13 protein-coding genes are annotated in these 20,376 nt (G+C 59.2%); 7 read left to right on the top strand and 6 right to left on the bottom strand.

Features of this window, described 5'->3' with window-relative positions; all coding sequences use genetic code 11:
• The first annotated feature begins 12 nt into the window (after positions 1-12).
• Genes OHL13_RS09735 through OHL13_RS09725 form a run of 3 tightly spaced genes read left to right on the top strand, consistent with a single transcriptional unit; the run spans position 13 to position 3,568 of the window.
• Complete coding sequence (locus OHL13_RS09735) at positions 13-768, top strand: ABC transporter ATP-binding protein (RefSeq protein WP_317889917.1); 756 nt, start codon at positions 13-15, stop codon at positions 766-768.
• The gene (locus OHL13_RS09730; protein ID WP_263409933.1) at positions 768-2,231 is read left to right on the top strand and encodes an ABC transporter permease; all 1,464 of its coding nucleotides are present in this window, start codon (positions 768-770) and stop codon (positions 2,229-2,231) included. Before OHL13_RS09735 ends, OHL13_RS09730 begins: the two co-directional genes overlap by 1 nt.
• On the top strand, positions 2,231-3,568 hold the full coding sequence (locus OHL13_RS09725) for an ABC transporter permease (RefSeq protein WP_263409932.1): 1,338 nt from the start codon (positions 2,231-2,233) through the stop codon (positions 3,566-3,568). Before OHL13_RS09730 ends, OHL13_RS09725 begins: the two co-directional genes overlap by 1 nt.
• 84 nt (positions 3,569-3,652) lie before the next feature.
• Here the strand turns inward: OHL13_RS09725 and OHL13_RS09720 are convergent, their stop codons facing one another.
• Complete coding sequence (locus OHL13_RS09720) at positions 3,653-4,651, bottom strand: ThuA domain-containing protein (protein WP_263409931.1); 999 nt, start codon at positions 4,649-4,651, stop codon at positions 3,653-3,655.
• Between the two features lie 303 nt (positions 4,652-4,954).
• Between OHL13_RS09720 and OHL13_RS09715 the strand changes: the two genes are divergently transcribed.
• Positions 4,955-8,191, top strand: a complete 3,237-nt coding sequence (locus tag OHL13_RS09715) for a carboxypeptidase regulatory-like domain-containing protein (protein ID WP_263409930.1) — start codon at positions 4,955-4,957, stop codon at positions 8,189-8,191.
• 178 nt (positions 8,192-8,369) lie between these two features.
• Here the strand turns inward: OHL13_RS09715 and OHL13_RS09710 are convergent, their stop codons facing one another.
• Both OHL13_RS09710 and OHL13_RS09705 read right to left on the bottom strand, forming a co-directional pair.
• Positions 8,370-9,779, bottom strand: a complete 1,410-nt coding sequence (locus tag OHL13_RS09710) for an aldehyde dehydrogenase family protein (protein ID WP_263409929.1) — start codon at positions 9,777-9,779, stop codon at positions 8,370-8,372.
• 24 nt (positions 9,780-9,803) lie between these two features.
• Positions 9,804-10,574 carry a citryl-CoA lyase gene (locus OHL13_RS09705; RefSeq protein ID WP_263409928.1) on the bottom strand — a complete coding sequence of 257 codons (771 nt, stop codon included), beginning with the start codon at positions 10,572-10,574 and terminating at the stop codon, positions 9,804-9,806.
• A 303-nt stretch (positions 10,575-10,877) separates the two neighbouring features.
• Between OHL13_RS09705 and OHL13_RS09700 the strand changes: the two genes are divergently transcribed.
• Positions 10,878-12,203, top strand: a complete 1,326-nt coding sequence (locus OHL13_RS09700; protein ID WP_263409927.1) for an MFS transporter — start codon at positions 10,878-10,880, stop codon at positions 12,201-12,203.
• Between the two features lie 238 nt (positions 12,204-12,441).
• Here the strand turns inward: OHL13_RS09700 and OHL13_RS09695 are convergent, their stop codons facing one another.
• Positions 12,442-14,247: a thiamine pyrophosphate-binding protein gene (locus OHL13_RS09695; RefSeq protein WP_263409926.1), complete on the bottom strand. Its 1,806-nt coding sequence runs from the start codon at positions 14,245-14,247 to the stop codon at positions 12,442-12,444.
• A 16-nt stretch (positions 14,248-14,263) separates the two neighbouring features.
• Between OHL13_RS09695 and OHL13_RS09690 the strand changes: the two genes are divergently transcribed.
• Positions 14,264-16,126: a tetratricopeptide repeat protein gene (locus OHL13_RS09690; protein WP_263409925.1), complete on the top strand. Its 1,863-nt coding sequence runs from the start codon at positions 14,264-14,266 to the stop codon at positions 16,124-16,126.
• Positions 16,127-16,184: 58 nt separating this feature from the next.
• On the opposite strand, the gene OHL13_RS09685 is transcribed toward OHL13_RS09690, so the two are convergent.
• Positions 16,185-17,129 (bottom strand): ThuA domain-containing protein, encoded by a 945-nt coding sequence (locus OHL13_RS09685; protein WP_263409924.1) that lies wholly within the window; start codon positions 17,127-17,129, stop codon positions 16,185-16,187.
• Positions 17,130-17,271: 142 nt separating this feature from the next.
• On the opposite strand from OHL13_RS09685, the gene OHL13_RS09680 reads away from it, so the two are divergent.
• Positions 17,272-19,095, top strand: coding sequence for a phosphoenolpyruvate carboxykinase (GTP) (locus tag OHL13_RS09680; RefSeq protein ID WP_263409923.1), 1,824 nt, complete (start codon positions 17,272-17,274; stop codon positions 19,093-19,095).
• Here OHL13_RS09680 and OHL13_RS09675 read toward each other — a convergent pair whose 3' ends face one another.
• Positions 19,096-20,343 carry an alginate export family protein gene (locus OHL13_RS09675; protein ID WP_263409922.1) on the bottom strand — a complete coding sequence of 416 codons (1,248 nt, stop codon included), beginning with the start codon at positions 20,341-20,343 and terminating at the stop codon, positions 19,096-19,098.
• Between the last annotated feature and the right edge of the window lie 33 nt (positions 20,344-20,376).

The following is a 20,376-nucleotide window of genomic DNA, read 5'->3' as shown; positions in this document are numbered from 1 at the left end:
GACACGAGATTTATGGATGCAGTGATTTCGGTACGCAATCTCACGAAGACCTACCAGGTTGGTGAGCACCAGGTAAACGCGCTTCGCTCTATCTCGCTGGATGTTCACAAAGGCGAGTTCGTCTCGGTCATCGGACCCTCTGGTTCCGGCAAGTCCACGTTGATGCACATCCTCGGCTGCCTGGACCAGCCGACCGGCGGCCAGTACTTTCTGGATGGCCGCGATGTCTCACGGCTCAGTGATGATGAGATCTCGCTGGTGCGCAACAAGCAGATTGGTTTCGTCTTTCAGGGCTTCAATCTGCTCACCCGTACCTCGGCGCTGGAAAACGTGGAGCTGCCGCTGCTCTATGGCGACAGCAACCTTACGGCTGCCGATCGCAGAAAGCGCGCCATGGCTGCGTTGGAGTCTGTTGGACTCGGCGCGCGCTACGACCACCATACGAATCAGCTCTCCGGCGGACAGCAGCAGCGCGTCGCAATTGCCCGTGCCCTGTTGAACAACCCCTCCATTCTTCTGGCCGATGAGCCTACCGGTAACCTCGACAGCAAAACCTCGATTGAAGTGATGGAGATCTTCCAGAACCTGCAGCGGGAGCGCGGCATCACGATCGTACTGATTACCCACGAAATGGATGTAGCCGCATACGGCTCGCGCATCATCAGCTTCAAAGACGGCAACATCCTCAGCGATGTCTCGAACGAAAGCCGCCGTCATGCCAGCGGAGAGCTGGAAGGGTTTCCCGTTCCCGTCGGCGGAGGCGCCTGATGCAGGTTCCAAACAGCCTGATGCTTGCGTGGCGCTCCCTGCGCCGCAATCGCATGCAGACGGCATTGACCATGCTCGGAATGACCATCGGCGTTGCCACGGTGCTGACGATGGTCGCGCTTGGCACTGGAGCCCAGCGGGCTATCCAGGACCAGGTGAAGGCCGCCGGCATGAACATGCTGGTGGTCACCGCTGGCAACTATCAGACCAAGAAGGAAAAACCACCGGACGATGCCATCGAGATGGGGCAGCTGCGTAACCCTGAAGCGGAGATGCGTCCGCACCTGCGGTTAGCCATGTTCCATCCTGAAGACGATCCGTTTGCCGTGCATGACCATCCCACTTCGCGGCAGCGGCTGGGGGACTCAGAGGCCGGACTGGGCGCTGCCGCTACATTGACGATCGACGATGCAGACAGCATCCGGAAGATCTCCGGCGTACAGTATGCCGTGGAAGGCATCCATGAAAATGTTCATGTAACCAGCGGCGAGGATCGCTGGTTTACCCGCGTGCATGGAGACGGTTCCGCGCTGCCGCAGGTGCGCCGCTCCTGGAAGTTTGTTCATGGTGCTTTTTACAGCAGCCGGCAGGAGCGTAATCATGAGCAGGTGGTGGTACTCGGCAGCGTCGTAGCGGAGAAGCTTTTTGCGAACGCCGATCCTGTCGGAAAGACAGTGCTGCTGTGGAAGCAGCCGTTCAAGGTCGTCGGGGTCGTGACAAGTTCCAGTTGGATGGTCGTCCCGGAATCAGGAGATGACCAGTTTGACGCCATCTATATTCCTGTCACCACCATGCAAAGCCTGCTGAACCTGTCCAAGCTGAACGACATTACGGTCACGACGGAATCCACCGGCGACGTAACCCGTGTCTCCAAACTGATCACCATCCTGCTGCGCAAGCGGCACGGCATCGGAGCAAACCAGGCCGATGATTTCAGCGTGGCCAGCCAGGCAAGCAAGGCCTTGATGAAGGGAAGCATGCGGCCGGAGGTTGCTCAGGCAGTCATCGGCAATGTCTCGGGTCTTGAAAAAGTAACGCTGGATCAGCTCGGAAAAACGCTCGATAAATCCAGCAAAACCATGGCGGCACTCCTCGGAGGCATCGCAACGGTGTCCCTGATCGTCGGGGGCATCGGCATCATGAACATCATGATGCTCTCGGTGACGGAGCGCACACGCGAGATCGGTATCCGCCGCGCCGTTGGCGCTCGCGAGCGCGAGGTGCTGATGCAGTTCATCTGCGAGTCGGTCACGCTCAGCGTTGTGGGTGGTCTTCTCGGCATCCTTATTGGAGTCGTCGCGGCAGTCGCCATTTCGCATGCGGCGCAATGGTCCACCAGCATCTCTCCGCTGGCCATTCTTCTTTCATTCGGTATCTCCGCAGCCGTTGGTATCTTCTTCGGCTACTATCCGGCGCGCGAGGCATCGCGTGTCTCACCCCTTACGTCTCTGAGGTTTGAGTGATGATCATCAAAAAGAGCTTCAAAATTGCAGTCAAAGCCCTGAAGGTCAACAAACTGCGTACCGGGCTCGCCATGCTGGGCATGACGATCGGTGTTGCGGCCGTGCTCACCATGTTTGCCCTCGGAACCGGAGCACAGCAGAGCGTCTCCAAAGACGTGAAGTCCGCGGGCACGACTCTGATCAACGTCCGCGCAGGTAACTTTACCCGCGGCGGAGAAGACTCCAAAATCGCCACTGGACTTGGTTCGGCAACAACTCTGATTCCGGACGATGCGGAAGCCATTCGCCAGGTCGATGGCGTGGCCTACGTCTCTCCCGTCTCCCGCATGCGGGGATGGGTTGGCTATGGAACCGAGAAAAGCTACGTGCAGGTGTATGGCGTCAGTGCGGACTACGCTTCCATGTACGACTGGGGCTTTGAGAAGGGCAAGTTCTTCAAGAAGGGCAATGTCGACGATGCGGACAACGTCGTTGTCATTGGAAGCGCGCTGCGTGACAATCTCTTTGCAGGATCTGACCCGATTGGCGAAGAGATTGAGATTCACGGAGAAAAGTTCAAGGTAAAGGGCGTCTTCACCACCAACGACGAAGAGCAGTCCCAGATGGCGATTGTCCCCTACACCAAGCTGCAGAAGATGCTCGGCGTCAACTACCTGGCGAACATCATGCTTTCGGCGGAGGAAGCTGGCCGCGCCTCGGAAATCTCGCAGAACGTGACCACGGTTCTGCGCTCACGTCACAAAATGGCGACCGCCCCGAAGGCGTCAAACCTTGCCGGCCCGGGCGGCGGCACAGCAAGCGCCGATGACTTCACCGTGAAAACCCAGGCGTCTGAAGCTCTGACCAAGGGCTTGAACACCTCGGTTGCCGCGTTCATCCTGGCGAACATGCCTCAGATGGACCAGGTCAATATGCAGGAGATGTCCGGTACGCTGAACCGTGCCGGACAGACGATGACGGCCCTCCTGGCCGCCATCGCTACCATCTCGCTGATCGTGGGCGGCATCGGCATCATGAACATCATGCTGGTCTCGGTCACAGAACGAACCCGTGAGATCGGCATTCGCCGCGCCGTGGGAGCACGTCAGTATGACGTGCTGATGCAGTTCCTGACAGAGGCTGTGACGCTCGGGCTTGCCGGCGGTGTCTTCGGCATCATCCTGGGATACCTGGCCGCCTTTACCATCAGCCGCACCTTGCAGTGGGATGCCACGGTATCGCCTACGGCTGTTGCTCTGGCTTTCGGAATTGCGGCGGCGACCGGTGTCTTCTTTGGCTTCTATCCGGCACGAAGAGCCTCCAAGCTGAATCCGATTGAAGCTCTGCGCTTCGAATAACCATCGCCAGCTGTTGAACTCGGCAGGAATACCTTAGCGGGCCTGGGTGATTTTCACTCAGGTCCGCTAAGTTTCAGCACATGTTTACGGCTGACTTGGAAGCGCGCCCGGAGCGGGAGGCGGCATCGGAATGGGCGAGACATCGGCATCGGTCTCTCCCAGCGCCCACTTGATCGCCTGCAGATACATCTCCTGGATTTTAGGGTTGTCCCAGATAACCGGAGCGTGCCCAAAGGTGGAGTAGAACACTCGACCCTTCCCATACGTCTTTGCCCACGTAAGGGCGTACGGGTAGTCTTCAGCCTTTACGCCGCGCTTGGGGTCGTTGTTCAGCTTGGTCGTATCCAGCCGCATCAAAACGCGGCTCTTCTCCGGAGAGAATCCGCTGCTTTGGTAAAACTCATCTTTGATGGTGAAGCTGGGGCCAAACTGGGCCATTCCGGGAAACTTCGGGTCGGTAACAAGAACCGTTCCCTCGGTCGTTCCCCACGGATGCTGGTCGAAACGCCCGCCCAGCAGTTCCCCGAACTCCGGCCACGAAAGAAAAGCCGTGGTTCCGGTATGCGCCGCCACAAAGCCTTTGCCTGCGTCATGCACGAACCACAGCAGGTCAGTTTTCTGCTGATCCTCCAGGGCAATCTCGCGGTGACCAAGAAAGAAGATAGCATCCACATTGCAGAGGCTGGGGCCGCCGCTGGCCGGCTCGCCCGTGGTCATCTTGGGGTTCCGCGAAATGATGTTGGAGTCGGTGCGGATCCATGTGTCATAGGCGCCCGACTTATAGCCAATCTCTTCAATGACGGCGATGGCATGCGCAATATCATGCTGCGCGATGCCATTCCGGGTGTCAGCCCAGATCAGCAGGCGCTTCTTCGGAGGCCCGGAAGGGGCAGCCGCTTCCGGCGGAGGTCCGGCAGGTCTTGCGCCACCCGGAGGTCCTCCGGCCGGGCCACCAGGACGAGGTCCGCGTGCCCCGGGCGCCGGGCATCCTGCCTCCGGAGCTGCTGCCTGCGCACTGCAGATTGCAGGAACTGCGAGTACGGCCAGAATCGTTGCAAGCCGCAATAAACTGCCTTTCTTCATTGCTTCCTTCTCCTTGCTGGCAGTGCGCTCTAACACTCGCCAGATGGCATTCCGTTGCCGGTCGTGATGCTAGCATGCAGCCCAAAGTTAATACCTTTTGTGAACGGTATTGGCACGGTAATTGTATTGACACCTTAAAAAGGTGCCGCCTAGCATCCGCTTCCGATTGAGGAACAGGACTCCTTCTGTAGATGAAGGAAGGAATTTGCTCTCAGCCAGTGTGAGGACGTGATGCAAACGAAAAAAATATATGGCTTCCTTGTTGTAATGCTCATGTGTTGTGTATCTGCATGGGCGCAGTCATTGAATACTTCCCGGATCAACGGTATCGTGCAGGACCCAACCGGAGCCGGTGTGCCAGGAGCAGTGGTCGTTCTGACGCAGACAGATACGGGCCTGACCCGCACCGTGCAGACGACAACCGACGGCTCGTACAGCGCCCCTGATCTGCCGCTCGGCCCATACAAGATCCAGGTCACGATGCAGGGTTTTCAAACCTCGACCGTGTCCGGTGTCGTTCTGCAGGTAGGCAGCAATGCCGATGTGGATGTAAAGCTGTCGCTCGGCAGCGTCACCGATGTGATCAACGTGGAGTCAACAGCAGGCGTCTCTGTTGAGACGGTAAGCAATGGCGTCGGGCAGGTCATCGACCGTACGCAGGTGGTGGAACTGCCGCTCAATGGCCGCGATCCAACACAGCTCATCGCCCTCGCCGGTGCAACAACTCCTGCTCCGGCTGGCGATCTGAACACCAACAAGAATTTTCCTACGATTACCATCGCGGTGTCGGGCGGTCTGGCCAATGGTGTTGCCTATGTCCTGGACGGCGGCAACCATAATGACGTCTTCAACAACCTGAATCTACCGCTGCCGTTTCCGGATGCATTGCAGGAGTTCAAGTCAGAGACCAGTTCGCTGCCCGCGCAGTACGGCAACCACGCATCGGCGGCTATCAATGCCGTCACCAAAGGCGGCTCAAACCAGTTCCACGGCGATGTCTTTTACTTCGTCCGCAATTACATGTTCAACGCGGCGAACTACTTCAACTACATCAACGGAGCAAAGCAGCAGGACAACCTGAAGCGCAATCAGTATGGTGGTGTGATCGGTGGTCCTATCAAGAAGGACAAGCTCTTCTTCTTCGGCGGCTACCAGGGCACTGTTGTTCGCCAGCTCAGCAATCCCACGAACGTGATTCTGCCGACAGCGAACATGCTGAATGGCGACTTCTCTGATTGCTCTGCGGTTTTGACCGGTCCTTACGTCGCCAACAAGATGCCGGCGTCACAGGTCAGCACGCAGGCGAAGAACATCATCAACAAGGGAATCCCTCTGGTCAGCACATGCGGAAGTGCGCTCCCCATTCGCTACTCGCAGAACTCAACCCGCCAGGACGCCGTAGGCCGTGTGGATTACTCGGTAAACTCCAAGCAGACCATCTTCGGCCGCTATATCTTCGCCCGCTTCAATGCTCCGGTGACTGTTGATCCGAAGAACGTGTTGACGGCCAACCAGGTGGGCCAGCTGAACCGCGTTCATGCGCTGACGCTGGGCCACACGTACATCCTTTCGCCCAACGTGGTGAACTCGCTGCGCATCACCGGTAGCCGAACGGTGGGCCTGCGCTTCCTGGCTCCGTTCTTTGATCCGCAGTCGGTGGGCATCAACGCCTATACCAAGCCGGGCCTCGAAGGCTTCATGGGCATCAGCATCACCAACGGCTTCTCGCTGGGACAGGGAGGCAACAACCCCGGCTACTTCAATACGGTGAAGTACCAGCTCGGCGATGACGTTACGGTCGTCCGCGGCAAGCACTCGATCGCCTTCGGAGGTCAGTACCTGTTCGCCTACATGAACACGGTCAACAACCGCCCGACGAACGGTGCGTATACCTTCAACGGAACCGTCTACGGTGCTAACACGCTGGGCTATGCGGATTTCTTCGCAGGGAAGATTGCCACCTTCAACCAGGGCAACGCCGATTACGAGAACGATCGCTGGCACTACGTGGCGCTTTATGCGCAGGACTCCTGGCGCGCCAGCAATCACATCACCCTCAACTATGGCCTGCGGTGGGAGCCGTATATCCCGTTCTACAACGTGGACAGCCACGCGCAGAACTTCGATATGACCCGCTTCCTTGCAGGCACCAAGAGCAACCAGTACCTGAACGCTCCGGCTGGCCTTACCTTCCCCGGTGATCCTGGATATCCGGGACGTTCCTACAACCAGGGCAAGGTCTTCAGCGGCTTCCAGCCCCGCGTCGGCTTCATATGGGATCCGTCAAAGGACGGCACGATGTCCATCCGTGGTGGCTATGGCATGTTCTTTGATTCGCCGCAGATGTTCTTCTTCACCCGCTACTCTAACTCGCCGCCGTGGGGCCAGACAGTCACGGTGACGGATACCAATGATCTGGCAAACCCATGGGTAAGCTACGGCAGCAATCCTTTTCCGGCGCTTGCTACCCTCACGCCGACAACTCCGTTTGTTAAGGGCGGTGTCTATGTCAACGCGCCCATCAATCTGAAGCAGATGTATCTGCAGCAGTGGAACCTGGCCATCCAGAAGCAGTATGGCCGCTGGCTCCTGGGAGCAACTTACCTGGGAAACAAGACGACTCACCTGACCTCGGCCTACGAACTCAACCCGGCCGTTTACATTGCCGGTACTAAGGCAACCACCGGGTGCCCCGGCATGCAGACGTCGCTGGTGCCTTCTTCCGGAAACTGCTCGACCACCAGCAATACCAACAACCGCCGCGTGCTGACAAATGCCAATCTGGCAAACGGTCAGTACTACGCCACCATAGGACAGCTGGATGACGGCGGAGCAGCGAACTATAACGGCATGTTGCTTTCAGTAAACCGCCGCGCAAAGACGGTGAACCTGGTAGCCAACTACACCTGGTCGCACTGCCTTGGCCAGGCCAACACCACGGAGCTTACAGGTCCGGCCTATGTCATTCCCGGTCGGCGCGACCTCAGCTACTCCAACTGCGATTCGGACCGCCGCCACCTGCTGAACGTGTCGTCGATCCTGACAGGGCCGCACTTCCAGGAACGCTTCGTCAATGCGATCTTCGGTGGTTGGGGCCTCTCTAATATCTTCACGGCGCGCAGCGGAGGCTACTTCACTGTGACCAGTGGTGTGGACAATGCGCTCTCGGGCATCGGCAACCAGATGCCCTGGACAACAGGCAATCCTTACAACTCCATGGTGAAGTATGGTGTTGCGAACGGCTTGATCACCAATGTGTTGAATAAGGCTTCGTTCACGGCGGCAACCACCGGAACCTACGCCACCACGCGTCCGCTTACGCTTCACGGGCCTGCTTACTGGAACGTCGATATGTCGGTGTCGCGTGAGTTCAAGGTCACCGAATCACAGAAGTTCCAGTTCCGCTGGGAGACCTTCAACATCTTCAACCACACCAATCTGAACAACCCGACCAGTGCGCTCAACAGCTCGCAGTTCGGTTACATTACCAGCGCACAGGATCCACGCATCATGCAGTTCGCCGGCAAGTACATCTTCTAACTGCCGCAAGCAAGCGGCTTCACCCCACGGCCCGCGCATGCAACGCTCGGGCCGTGGCTATTTAAAGCAAAGTAGCGTCATCTCGCCCGAAGCGCAACGTAGTGGAGCGACTTGTCTCTCGAGCAAAAAGAAAAGGCCCCATGCTCATTGCACGGGGCCCATTCCATCGTCAGGTTACTTAGTACGTCTGCGTGTTGTAGAACTCGCCAAAGAGTTCTTCATCCGAAGGGCGGTCTTCCTTGATGGGCCGGCTCACCCATGTGGTCTGCATGTAATGCTTCAACGTCACATTCTCGTTGGTGATATTGCCACCCCAGATACCGCAACCCATGCTGGAGGTCATCGCCATGCCATTGTTGAAGGAACCCGAGTTGGCTCTCGACTGCGGCTGGCGCACCGTGATGCGGCTTACCGGCGCCATGCGGGCCAGTTCGTCGATATGCTCGTCGTTGAAGCTGTAGATGCCCACCGAGTGACCGCGTCCGCCGACTTTATAGATCTCGGTAACCATCTTTAGCGCGTTCTCCCATCCGCTGTACTTGAAGATGGCGAGCACCGGCGACAGCTTCTCGCTGCAGAACGGGTACTCCTTGCCGATATGCGTCTCCGGCACGATGAGGAAGCGCTTGCCCTCGGGGATAGAGAAGCCCGCAAGCTCTGCAATCACCTTCGCCGGACGGGCAATAGTGGGCGAGGTGCGGTGACGCTCCGCGTCCCACATCACGGCCTGCAGCTTCACTTTTTCCTCAGGCGAGACCAGGTAGCCGCCTTCCTTCTGCAGGTTCTCAAGCACCGCGTCGTAAACCGAGGCTTCGACGACAAGGTTGCCATCGGACGAGCAGCCTGACCCGTTGTCATGCACCTTGCTGATGCGCGTGTTCCTTGCGGCCTCTTCCGCGTTGGTGGTCTCGTCAAAGACCATGGTCGCATTGCCCGCTCCAACGCCATAGGCCGGCTTGCCGGAGCTATACGCTGCCTTCACCATTGCCGGGCCGCCCGTGGCGATGGTCAGGTCGCACTGCGCCATCACTTCATTCGCTACGGGGATAGTCGGCTTCTCCACCACCTGGAAGACATCCTCCGGAACGCCTTCGCGCTTCAGCACGGCACGCATGATGTTGACGGTCTCAATGGTGGTGTTCTTTGAGGCCGGGTGCGGAGAGAAGATAACGACATTCTTTGCCTTGATGGCGAAGATACCGGTGACAATCTCCGTCAGCGCGGCATTCGTGACGGGAACCAGGCCGGCAATGACGCCGACCGGCTTGGCATACTTCACCAGGCCCTTCTCCGGAATCTCTTCGATGATGCCCATGCTCTTCAGGCGCAGCACGTCGCGCAGCACGCCGCTTACCTTGTTCCGCTTGCCGGGGCGTGTCTCGCGATCGCCCAGACCGCTCTCGTCGATGCTCTTGTTGGAGAGACGAGTAAAGGTCTCTTCATTCGCCACGGCCCAGCCCAGCGCCTGGCACAGGCGGTCAACCTTCGCCTGGTCATAGTCCTTGATCGCGTCCAGCGCCACCTTGGCGCGGGCCACCATCTCCTGCACTTCCTGCTTCTGTTCTTCGGTAATTACCTTGGGTGCCATACTTTCTCCTGAAACGGTTGAAGACTAGGGAAGGTCTCGCGGCGGCGGACCGTCATACGTGACCGGAACCTTGATGCGCATCGCTTTCTCACGGGCCAGCTCCTCGGCAACCTCAGCGCTCAGGCCTGCGGTGCGTCCGATGATGAAGATCAGCCTTCCCATGATGGGCGGGAAGCCGAGGTCGTAAAGAATTGCCGCCAGCACGCCGTCAATGTTGATGGGCAGCGGCTTGACCTTCGCGGCCACGGCAGCCTCCAGCGCCAGCATGAACCGCACGCCGTCTCCCGCAAGCCCATAGCTCTCGGCCATCCCGAAAAGAATCGCTTTGCGCGGGTCGGTCGAGTGCTGACGATGTCCCATCCCGGCCAGGCGTTCTCCGCGTGCGCGGTAAGCATCGACCAGCATTTCAGCAGCGGCTTCCAGCGAAACTCCCTCGGTCTTTGCCAGCGCGACACCTTCGGCGATGGTCTCCATGCATGCCATGCCCGCGCCGCCATGCTGGTCGCCGATGGCCAGGATGCCGGCTGCGATGGCGGAGGAGACTGAGCCGCGATTGCCGGAGCAGGCCAGGCGGGCGGTCGCCGCCGACGGAGAGCCCGGACCGTGATCGGCCGATGAAATCAGGATGGCATCCAGCAACTTGCCCTCCTGCTGGCTGGGCATCCGGCCCGCGTGTAGCAGGAAAATGGTCTCCGCAAAGGTGGCGCGCTGCATCAATGCGCCGACCTCATAGCCGCGGATCCATATATTTTTCTCGTCGTAGGTGGTGATGCCTGTACGCCACGCCTCTACCATCAGGTCTCCATTCTGTTTGCTGCGTGCTGCGATTCTGACTCCGTGGACAGCCTAAACCGGACAGCCTGAACCCAGCAGCGGCAAAGCAGGGAAAACCGGGGAAACGGGAATCGATCAGGCACCAATTTCAGATGCCAAGCTTAACACCCGGACGCGCCTGAAAGGCCGTTTCTACCGTGCCGATACGGTTCAAACGTTGCCCTTCAAATCAACGTGGTGTTACGGTTTCATCCACTTTGGAAGCATGTGCAGCTTCTTGCTTTTTTCAGGCCGTGAAGGCCTAACCATAACCGGGAATCCGACGTGCTGATTCAGAAGATTGAAGTCCCCGCCGAAGAAACGGCGGGCATACGAAACTACCCTCCCGCCTGGCTGTGCTGGTCCATCTGGGCCGTGGCCGCGCTGTTCTATCTTTCAGGCTTCTACCAGCGCGTCTCGCCCGCGGTCATGACCGACGAGCTGATGCGCGCCTTTGCCATCGGCGCAGCCAGCCTGGGGAACCTCGCCGGGTTCTATTACTACTTCTACCTCGCCATGCAGATCCCGACCGGCATCCTGATTGATTCCTGGGGCCCTCGCCGTCTGCTGATGACCGGCGCCGTCATCGCCGCCGCGGGCACGTTTCTCTTCGGCTCCACCAGCAACTTTGCCGTCGCCTGCCTGGGCCGGGCGATGGTGGGTGCTTCCACGGCCGTTGCGTGGGTCACGCTCCTTACCCTGGCGGGACGCTGGTTCCCGGCGAAACGGTTCGCCATGCTCTCCGGACTCGGCCTTCTCTTCGGCAACCTGGGAGCGTTGGGAGCCCAGGTGCCGCTGCGGCTTGGCATCCAGACCTTCGGCTGGAGACCCGTGGTCATCGCCTCGTCGCTCGGCGTGCTCGCAATCGCCATCTTTACCTACTTCATCGTCCGGAACGATCCCCGCGACCGCGGATACGACAGCTACGCGCAGGTAAGCTTTCACGCCAGCGACAGTACCTTCCTGGAGCGGCTGAAAGGGTTCGGCCGCATCTTCGGTTTCCGCAATACCTGGCTTATCTTCCTGGCCCAGGGCGGTATCGTCGGCTCCATCCTCTCGTTCACCGGCCTGTGGGGGGCGCCCTACCTCCGCGCCCGCTTCGGTCTGCAGCCCACCACCGCCGCCGAGGTCTGCTCCGTCATGATCGTCTGCTGGGCGGTGGCCAGCCCCATCTTCGGCGCCATGAGCGATCGCATCGGCCGTCGCAAGCCGCTCTATGTGGGCGGTACCCTGGTTGCGCTCCTGGGATGGGCCTCGGTCTTTTATCTTCCCGGCCTGACACTTCCGTTCTTTATCGCTATCGCAGCCATTACCAGTGTTGCCAGCGGTGCCGTGGTCATCGGTTTCGCCTACGCCAAGGAATCAGTGCCTCCGCAATATATGGGTTCTATCTCCGGCACGGTCAATATCGGCAACATGGTCGGTCCTACCATTCTGCAGCCCGCAATCGGTCTGATCCTGGACCGCAACTGGAGCGGTGCCCTCAACAAAGGTGTCCATGTCTATGACATGCACGCCTACCAGCTTGCCTTCGTGTTGATCGTGAGTTGGCTGACGGTCTCTGTCCTTCTGCTCAGCCTGACCCGCGAAACCGGCTGCCGTCAGTGCTAGGCGCTTTTCGATAAAACGGCGAAGGGTTGTCATCTCGACCGGAGCGCGAAGCTCGTAGTGGAGAGATCCGCATTTGCATGCCTCGTCAGGGCACAGCTTTAGCCGCGTCGCACCTGTGCAATAGAGAATGTGGCTTCAACCGCTGGGGTCAGATAAAAAGCGGAAGATCGAGATCGATCTTCCGCTCAATGGTCGTTAGGAGACTTGCACTGCCATGCCGGAGGCGTTGGCTCGGCAGTTATTCACCATTACGGTAAATGTCATTGATGTTCCAGTGGCCTGGCGTCGGCGTAGGAGCGTTCTCCATGGGCACCTGGATCACTGTCGGCATCTTGGATTCAATCGCCTCGCGCAGCGCCGGTCCCAGCTCCGCGGCTGACTTGATATAGACGCCGCGCGCGCCATACGACCGGGCGATATTGGCGTAGTCCACGTTATAGGTCTCGCCATTGCACTCAAACAGGCAGCCAAAGCTCCAGCCGTAATGCATCTTTTCCAGGCCGGCAATCGTACCGAAGGCCGAGTTGTCCATTACCAGCCAGATACAGGGAAGCCCTGCCTCCATCGCCGTGGCAATCACTCCCGGATTGCTGCTGAAGGCGCCATCGCCAATCAGCGCCAGCGCCACGCGTTCGGGCTGGGCATATTTCACCCCCAGTACCGCCGCAGGTCCAAAACCCATCGTTGCCAGTCCACTGGGCGTAATGAAGGTCCCGGGAACAGGGAACTTGAACTGCTGCGCCACACCATTCTTGTTCCATCCCACGTCGGTCACAATAAAGCCGTCATCCGGAACAGCCTTGCGCAGCTCAGAAAGTATCCGCTCCGGCCGCAGCGGATACTGGTCAGAGCTCCACTCCTCGGCCCACAGGTCGCTGAATTCTTTGCGGCCTGTGGCAATCTTCTCGCGCATGCCGGGGCGCGGCTTGTGCTCTCGGCCCTGGGCAGCATCGGCAAGTGAGGTCAGCGCCACCTTCGCATCCGCAATCACGCCAAGTTCCGTCTGGTAGTTGCGGCCAATCTCGGCAAGATCGATATCAATGTGAATCAGTCGCGGCGAATCAAACGTGAACTCCGGCTCCCACGAACTCGAATTCGCCTCGGCCAGCCGCGTGCCCACCGCCAGGATCAGGTCGGCTGTGCGGCACATCTCGTTTGAGACCGGGATGCCCCAGAAGCCGGTCTGCCCCATCAGCAGCGGATGCTCTTCCGGCATACAGCCTTTGCCCATCAGCGTATGGGCCACCGGCAGTTCCAGGGCCTCCGCCAGTCGCTGCAGTTCCTTCGTGGACTTCGAAGAAAGTACGCCCCCCCCGGCGTACAGAACAGGGCGCTCGGCATTCGCCAGCGCATCAATAATGTACTCAACCGACTCGGGATCGATGGCCTGCTTGCTCAGCTTCGGCGGTGTCTTTGAGAACGAGCCTTCCTTCAGGTCGGCCGAGAAGATGTCCATCGGCACATCCACCAGTACCGGTCCCGGGCGTCCTGACTGTGCCAGGTAGAAGGCGCGCTCCACGGCGCGTGGCAGATCCTCCACGCGGTCAACGCGATAGACCCGCTTGCAGAACGGCCGGTAAATCTGGCTCTGGTCGGCATCCGCATGCAGGTTTACCTCTTGATGAGGGTGGCGGCCGTAGTAATAGGAAGGCACATCGCCCGCGATGACCACCATCGGTACGGAATCCAGCGCGGCATTCGCGACTCCGGTTGCCGCGTTCGTCAGTCCCGGCCCCAGGTGACTCAGCACCACGCCCACCTTTCCCGAGGCCCGTGCGTAGCCATCGGCCGCATGGGCCGCGGTCTGTTCATGACGCGTGGTAATGAACCTGACCTTCTGGTTCTTCCCCAGCGCATCCAGCATGGCGATGACCGTGTGGCCGCACAGGCCAAAAACCACCTCGACGCCCAGCAGCTCAAGGTAGTCCACCAGCTGATAGGCGGCAATGCGATAGCCTTCCTTCGGGGGTGGAGGAGTTTTCGTCAAAACGTGGCCGTACGGTTTTGCGGGTGCGATCGGGGCGTCTTCGATTTTCAGAACCATAGAGCATGGATTCTAGGTGCCGCTTCCTGTTGGCTTCAACAGTGTTACGGTGTTGGCACGGTCGGCGTTTTACGGCAACCTAATCTGCTGGCACCGTTCTCAAAAGGTTGTGTACTATCGTGCGGTGCCTGTGAAACCGCAAACCACCGACGAGACCACCAGCTTCGACGACGCCATTCGCCAGGAGCTGCAGAAGATTATTGCCAGCAAGGCCTTCCGCCAGGGCGACCGCCTCCAGCGCTTCCTCAGTTTCATCGTGGAGGAGACGCTTGCAGGACGTGGCGACCAGCTCAAGGAATATCCCGTTGGCGTCGATGTTTTTGGCAAGGAATCCAGCTTCGACCCGCGCATGGACCCGATCGTCCGCGTGCAGGCCAGACGTCTGCGCATGCGCCTGGTGACCTACTACCAGGAAGAAGGGCAGGCGGACGAACTCGTCATTGAGCTGCCGAAGGGTGGGTACGCACCCACCTTCCGTAAGGTTGAGCACACACCGAAGAGGCGTTCCCTGGCTCCTGCGCTGGTTAGCCGCAACACCGTTGCCGTGCAGGTCTTTGAGGATTGCAGTCCTTCCGGAGACGAGGGATATTTTTGCCGCGGCCTCGCCAGTGAAATCGTGCACGCCCTCTCGAAGGTCGGCTCAATCGTCGTCATCGACAGCAATGCGCCGCAGCCCTCCGGATCGCCGTCAGCGGCGCTCGTCGTCAGCGGCAGCGTTCGCAAGGCGAATGATATCTGGCGCATCACCACGCAGATCGGCGACGCCATGCGCGGTTCCATTCTGTGGTCTGACGTCATCGACCGCAAGCGCGGAGCTCCCTTCCAGGTACAGGAGGAGGTCGCCTCCGTTGTCGCCGAGACATTGCGCTCGGAACTCGTAGGAGGCGACGGCCGCAATAGTCTCCATTCCAAGGTCGGCAGCCTGGCGGCCAACAATATGTACCTGCAGGGTCGCTACCAGATGAGTCAGCGTACCGAAGGTGGCCTGCGCAAAGCCATGGAGTACTTCCAGAAGGCCATTGAAGAAGACCCCGGCTTCGCCCAGGCATACGCCGGCATGGCGGACGCACAACTGCTCATGGCGAACTACGGTGTCTCTGCCCCCATGGAAATCTGGACCAAGACGGCCTCGAACGCCGCGCACGCTTTGCTTCTCGACGAGGAATGCAGCGACGCCCATACCTCGCTGGCGCACGTAAAGGCCGTGCAGGACTGGGACTGGGACGGCTCAGAGCAGGAGTTCCGGCGAGCGATCCGCCTCAGTCCTCGTAACTCGACCGCACACCACTGGTACGCGATGTCCTGTCTGGTTCCGCTGGGCCGCCTGGATGAGGCGCTGCAGGAGGTCACCATGGCGCAGAGTCTTGATCCTGTGTCGTCGATTATCTCGCGCGACCTCGCGCAGATCCATCATTTCCGCCGCGAATACGATCTGGCGCTGGAGCAGAGCGATTACACCATCGAACAGAATCCGCACTTCTCCGCCGCCTACTGGACACTTGGTCTGGTGCAGGAACAGCGCGAAGAATGGGAGGAGGCCATCGCCGCGTTTCAGCGCGCCATCGAGCTCGCACCGCCCAACCCGCGTGTCGTCGGTGCACTGGCGAGGACCTATGCAATCTCCGGACGAAAGCAGGAAGCGCTGCGTCTTCTCCGTGACCTGAATGATCTGTCAACGCGTCGCTACATCTCGCCGTTTGAGCTGGCACTGATCCATTTTGCCTTGGGCAGAATGGACGAGGGCTTTGAGCGTCTCGCAGAAGCATTTCAGGACCGCTGCTTCGAGCTGGTCACCATCCGCATCGATCCCCGTTTCGACAATGTCCGCGAAGACCATCGCTTCACCGCGCTTTACCGCCAGCTCGGTCTGTCTTCGTGACCTTTAAGGCGCGGCTTCAGACATGCCGCATGAAGGGCCGCAAAACAATCAGAGAGAATTACTTGGAAGCCGGAAACGCCCGCGGTGCAAGCTCTGCATCTGTCAGCTTCAACGCCCAGCGAATCGCCTCGTAATACATCTGCTGCACTACACGGTCGTCCCATGTGCTGGGGTCGTGCCCCAGGGCCGAATAATAAACTCGTCCCTTGCCATACATCTTCGCCCACGCCAGCGGGAAGTCATCATCCTTGTGATGCACCAGCGGCATGTTCTTATCCAGCCCTGACACATCCAGCCGCAGCAGCACACGTGCCTTGCTCCGCGAAAAATCCTTGATCTGGTAGTACTCGTCAATGTGAGCGAACGATGCCGGAAGGTTTGTCATACCGGGGAACTTCGGGTCTTCCACAATCACCGGAGCCTCGGTAATGCCCCACGGATGCTCATCGAACCGGCCGCCCAGCATTTCGCCAAACTCTGGCCACGAGAAGAAGGCAGTCGCACCGGCATGTGCCGCCACAAAGCCCTTGCCGTCATCGTGTACAAACGACAACAGGTCGGCGCGCTGCTCCGGTGTCAGATCAATCTCGCGCACCCCAAAGAAGAAGATCGCATCGTAGTCATTCAGGTTTTTGGAATAGAGCAAAGGCTTTCCATCGCTCCCGTTCACTGCCCCCTTGGTGATCATCTTTGAGTCGGTACGGATAAACGTATCGTAGGCGCCGGTCTCATAACCAAGCCGCTCAATCGTGGCTACGGCATGTGAAATCGAGTCGTGCTGGTACCCGTTGCTCACATCGATCCATGCCAGCACGCGCTTGCGATGCGGCACGGCGTTGTTGTGGTAGCTGTAGTCGCCAACGCTGGCGGCATTCATTCCCGGCCCGCGGCGAATGCCGTCCTGCATCCCCAGGTCAGCCGTCCCTTGCCGGTTCTGCGTCTGTTGTGCGTTCGCGAAAAAGAACGAGAAGGCGAGCAGGGCAAAGGTGACACGTAGTTTCACAGCAACAACCTCAAACGGAGATTCAGCCCAAGCAGGGTAAAGTACCCCGGCAACTCCCGTCACCCGCGCAACAGTAGCGATACTGTTTTTCCCGCCACGCTCCTTCTTCAGACGGAACAATGAACAGTGTCACCGGAGGCCGATGTTGGAGCATAAGCAAGCGAAGATCCCGACCCACAACCGTCATTTGATCCGTTGGGTGGAGAAGATGGTGGATTTGTGTCAGCCTGATGGGATTCACTGGGTGGATGGATCTCAGGAGGAGTATGACCGTCTGTGCGGGGAGTTGGTCTCTGCGGGGACGTTCTTGAAGTTGAATGAGGAGCGCTGGCCTGGCTGCTTCTACGCGCGGTCTTCTGCCAGCGACGTAGCGCGTGTTGAAGACCGCACCTTCATCTGCTCCTTGTCGAAGGACAACGCCGGCCCGACCAACAACTGGAAAGACCCCTTCGTGATGCGCAAGAAGCTGAAGTCGCTTTTCCGCGGCTCGATGAAGGGCCGCACGATGTATGTTCTGCCGTACTCGATGGGCCCCATCGGATCTCCGTTCTCGCAGATCGGCGTGCAGCTGACCGACTCAGCGTATGCGGTGGTGAACATGCGCATCATGGCGCGCATCGGCAAGCCAGTCTTCGCGGAGATCGACAAGGACCTCAAGCGCGTGGTGCCGTGCATGCATAGCGTGGGCGCACCGCTTGCGCCGGGCGAGCAGGATGTACCGTGGCCGCAGAACGAGACCAAGTACATCGTTCACTTCCCGGAGACGCGCGAGATCTGGAGCTACGGCTCCGGCTACGGCGGCAACGCTCTTCTGGGCAAGAAGTGCTTCGCCCTGCGCATCGCCTCGAACATCGCGCGCGATGAAGGCTGGATGGCCGAGCACATGCTCCTCCTCGGCGTCGAGTCTCCCGAAGGCGAAAAGACCTACGTGGCCGCGGCCTTCCCCTCGGCCTGCGGCAAGACCAACTTCGCCATGCTCATCCCTCCGAAGGGCTTCGATGGCTGGAAGGTGTGGACGGTGGGCGACGACATCGCGTGGATCAAGCCTGATGCGACGGGCCATCTTCGCGCCATCAACCCTGAGTCCGGCTTCTTCGGCGTCGCACCCGGCACCAGCGCGAAGACCAACCCGAACGCGATGGCCACGCTCAAGAAGAACAGCATCTTCACCAACGTTGCGTTGATCACGAAGAACGGTGTGCCAACGGGTGACGTGTGGTGGGAAGGCATGACGGACGAGCCACCCGCCGAAGCGTTGGACTGGCAGGGCAAGCCATGGACGCCCGCGTCCTCAACACCTGCGGCACATCCCAACGGCCGCTTTACCGCGCCCGCATCGCAGTGCCCGTCGATCGACCCGGCATGGGAAGACCCCGCGGGCGTGCCCATCGCGGCCATCATCTTCGGCGGCCGCAGGGCAACGACGATGCCGCTGGTGTACCAGGCCTTCAACTGGTCCAGCGGAGTCTACGCCGGAGCGACGATGGGCTCGGAGATGACGGCCGCCGCGGCGGGCAAGCTGGGCGTGGTGCGCCGCGACCCGATGGCGATGCTTCCGTTCTGCGGCTACCACATGGGCGACTACTTCCGTCACTGGCTGCGCATGCAGAAGAAGCTGAAGCGGACGCCGAGGATCTTCCACGTGAACTGGTTCCGCAAGGATGAACAGGGCAGGTTCCTGTGGCCCGGCTTCAGCCAGAACATGCGCGTTCTGAAGTGGATCGTTGACCGTGCAACAGGCAAGGTAGGCAGCGACGAAACCCCCATCGGCTGGACCCCGCGCTACGACGACATGCACTGGGAAGGCCTGGAGTTCAGCAAAACCCAGTTCGACCAACTGCAGGAGGTCAACCACCAGGCCTGGACCGAGGAGGTCATGGGACACGAACAACTCTTCCTCCTCCTCCATGACCACCTCCCCCCAGAAATGATCTACGAAAGAGAACTACTCATCTGCAGAATGTAGTTACTCCTTCGATGGATTGCGTTCCATGCGGAAGCGATAGGTCAGTCCGGCATAGGCAATGGTCTGTGGTATTCCACGGCCATTGTCTTTCAGCACCTGGCCAGGGAACAGATGGCCCACACCGAGGTTTGCCACGACGGACTCGCGGTAAACATACTTAATCGTCAGGTCCATCGTGTTTCCAAGGTTGCTGTGAGCAAAGCCTTTCGCTGGCGCTTTGATGGAGGCGGATCCACCGCTGCTATAGACACTGTCCATGCGGGTTGCCAGGCTTTGCTGTCCTGCTTGCAATAAGAGTGAGAGGTTTGTCGTAGGGCGCAGGTCCAGGTGGATGCGCTCCATACGGATATTCTGGAAACCAAACTGGTCTACCAGGCCATGGATGTTGTGGTTGCTGGGATATAGATTGTCGTAGGTGCTGATGCGGTACGCATTACGGTGTGGGTTGCCGGTGGCGTAATCGTACTCGGCGCCCATGCGCGGCTGTAGCGGCAGTTTCGGCATGGAGTAGTAAAGCTTCGCAAATCCGGCGCCCGCATGGATGGAGTTGTTGGAGTAGCTGCCACGCTGCAGGGTGCCCATAGCCTGATAACTGAAGTGTGCAGGCAGCTTTCCTTCAATTTCTGAGCCGAAAGTGGTTTCCAGTTCGTTTCCATTCACCTTCTGTTGGCTTGATACGGTGCGAATCGCCTTGATGAGCACGAACGGCGTAACCCTTGCTCCCGGAACAACGGACTGCAGGGATGCGTATGCACCATGAAAGTTCAGGCCGTTCCCGTGCGTATCCAGCGAGGTAGGGTGAACCGCAACCACCGAGCTGGTAAAGATATTCAGGCGATTCTTCAATCCACCAATCCCAAGCAGAATCGCATCGAAAGAGCGTGCGTTGTTGGTCCAATCGCTGACGCCAATCACACGCTCGCTGCCAAATTTCAGATCCTGTCGCCCAACAAGCAACTGGAGGTTCCTACGGTGGAACTCAAGGTAGCCCACGCGCAGGTCGAATCCATCGCGCATATTGGCGGAGACAAGATCAAGCGGCTGGCCAAGCGCATGCGTGTCGTGAAACTGCATATAGAGCGAGAGGAATCGCGCAGGACGAATTGTCATGCCGCCACGAACGCGCGTCAGACTATAGACGCGCTCTCCCTTCGTGGCACTGAAAGCATTCTGGTACTCGCCACGGTCGCGCACCTCCATATCAAAGGAAAGCCACGCCGGTAAAAAGCTCCATTGAATCGCCTGCACCTTCCCTTTCTTCTGAGGATAGTCTGCGTAGAC

Source organism: Terriglobus tenax, from assembly GCF_025685395.1.
In the GTDB taxonomy this organism is placed as follows: Bacteria; Acidobacteriota; Terriglobia; order Terriglobales; family Acidobacteriaceae; genus Terriglobus; species Terriglobus tenax.
The sequence above is the reverse complement of the archived record's forward strand: the minus strand, read 5'-3'. Positions and strand labels throughout refer to the sequence as shown.